We start from the raw sequence: 1,882 nt of genomic DNA, 5'->3' as shown, positions 1-1,882 counted from the left end.
GCCCCAAAAAAACAAAAAGCCCGTGACTCGTAATCATGGGCTTTTTTGTGTTCACAACCTTATGGCAGAAGGATGCAAACCCTAGATGAATTTTAACCTAGATTTGAAGGTTGATAAAGCAATGAATCAATTATCAGAAAGCAAAGCATTAAGGCGCTGGACTTACATTGTCTGCTTCTTAGTGATAGTGGGCGTAGGTACATGGCAATTAGCGCCCATACTGCAAGCCATAGCCAAATTAATAGAAGTTCTTAAATAAGCCGACCCAATAAGAGGGCGGTTTTTCAATGGGTAAAATTTATGAACAGTTTCGCATTATGCCCGTTGCAAGCCGGGTATTCCTTTTCACCTGGCAACAACATGTTAGAGCAACAGCTTCTTGGCGGCCTTGCCCGTCAGCGAAGAATGTTTGTAAACAACGTGCATGTGACCAATGTATCTGTACTGCTTAAAACCAAAACTCATGCGCAGTATTTCTGGGCATTTTGGCGACTGCATACACTGGAACCAAAGCCATTTTTATGGCGACTGATTACCGATTCATCCGAGATGCAGGATCATACCTGTCAATTTGTGGCTGATTCACTGTCAGTGGGTGAAAGAAGCAGTGTAATTTATTCGGTATCGTTTCAAGTGCGATGTAAGCCACTGAACAATGGTGATTTGGCTTTTGACCAAAACATTGTGGATATTTGGACGGCCGGGAATCCAGTCGACATGTTGAATTTATTAGAGCAACTGGTGAATGAAAGCTTCCCGGATGCTTTGGGGGTGTAATGAGCGATTTAGACAAGTTTCACCTGGATGCTTCACCAAGTGCAGCTATGCTTGAGCTGATTGAGATTAGTCATCCACTCTGGCCAAAGCCACTGCGTTATGTGACCAATCATGCTGATGGTGTCATAGCGAAGCATGAAGATGGACTGGTATACAACTATGAGTTTATGCCGGTGCAAATCAACAAAGGCACGAATTCAGACGACCTGGATCAGACACTTAAAATTACTGTAGGTGATTTGGGTCAGGTAGTTCCGCAACTTCTTAAAATTATCCGGGATGCCAATAACTTTGAACGGCCTACTGTGGTGTACCGAGCCTATTCATCCAATAACTTAGAAGCTCCCTTGCAGGTAGTCAAAGGTTATGAGGTAGAGGATCGAAGCACAGACCATCAAGCTACCACTTTTAATGCAGCCACAAAACGAGCGAACTCTACCGGTTCAGGCATGTTTTACACCGTAGATAATTTCCCAAGTCTAAAGGCCTTTTTCTGATGAAAAGTATTGATGCATTGCTGGATCGAAAGTATGACCCTGAGAAATATCATTGTGTGCATTTTTTGATTGAAGCAGCTGAATATCTTTTAGGGCTGGATTACTCAGAAAGTTTCATTGGTCTGACTTCGTCACTGCATGAAACTTTACAGACATCAAGGCATACGGCAACCAGAAATAAGCAAATCAAGGAGCCGCTAAACGGCACCATTGTCTTGATGACCAATATGCACCAAAGCTCCCATGTGGGGCTTTTTTATTGTGGCCGGGTTTTGCATTTAACCGATATGGGTGTGCATTTTTTACCACTCATCACGATACAACGCTTTCACAAACGGATTCGATACTATGAGCCGATTACGCATTCTAAAGAACCCGCTGAATGGTGGTGAGGAAGTTCTGCATATTAGAACAGATAAGGTTCTTGAAACCTTTATTGAGGTGAAAAAAAAGCACCCACAGGCTCGTATTTATTTGCAGCCAGCCTGTCAGCAAAATGATGTGACACCGGCAAATAAATTTGATGAAGCAAATTTGGTACTGCTCTCTAAAAAACATGATTTTGATATTGTTTGCGGAGCCGGAGAGGTCGCTACAATTATTGCAAT

Annotated in this window: 4 protein-coding genes; all 4 read left to right on the top strand. The window is 42.7% G+C overall.

Translation table 11 applies throughout. The features are described 5' to 3' along the window. The first annotated feature begins 300 nt into the window (after positions 1–300). A complete protein-coding gene (locus ACR2F3_RS07610; RefSeq protein WP_432709388.1) occupies positions 301–777 on the top strand; it encodes a hypothetical protein in 477 nt (158 codons plus the stop codon). Beyond that, positions 777–1,274, top strand: coding sequence for a DUF1833 family protein (locus ACR2F3_RS07605; RefSeq protein ID WP_432709387.1), 498 nt, complete (start codon positions 777–779; stop codon positions 1,272–1,274). The genes ACR2F3_RS07610 and ACR2F3_RS07605 overlap by 1 nt, the downstream gene beginning before the upstream one ends. Continuing rightward, positions 1,274–1,666, top strand: a complete 393-nt coding sequence (locus tag ACR2F3_RS07600; protein ID WP_432709386.1) for a hypothetical protein — start codon at positions 1,274–1,276, stop codon at positions 1,664–1,666. Before ACR2F3_RS07605 ends, ACR2F3_RS07600 begins: the two co-directional genes overlap by 1 nt. After that, the coding region (locus tag ACR2F3_RS07595) for a hypothetical protein (RefSeq protein ID WP_432709385.1) at positions 1,623–1,882 on the top strand (260 nt) is incomplete at its 3' end. The genes ACR2F3_RS07600 and ACR2F3_RS07595, both read left to right, overlap by 44 nt.

This window comes from Pedobacter sp., from assembly GCF_045627485.1.
Taxonomy (GTDB): domain Bacteria; phylum Bacteroidota; class Bacteroidia; order Sphingobacteriales; family Sphingobacteriaceae; genus Pedobacter.
Note: the sequence above shows the minus strand (reverse complement) of the source record. Positions and strands in the feature narration are given on the sequence as shown.

Coding starts and splice junctions, on each gene's coding strand:
- ACR2F3_RS07610 (WP_432709388.1), top strand. CDS start 301: ATGAACAGTTTCGCATTATGCCCGTTGCAAGCCGGGTATTCCTTTTCA.
- ACR2F3_RS07600 (WP_432709386.1), top strand. CDS start 1,274: ATGAAAAGTATTGATGCATTGCTGGATCGAAAGTATGACCCTGAGAAA.
- ACR2F3_RS07605 (WP_432709387.1), top strand. CDS start 777: ATGAGCGATTTAGACAAGTTTCACCTGGATGCTTCACCAAGTGCAGCT.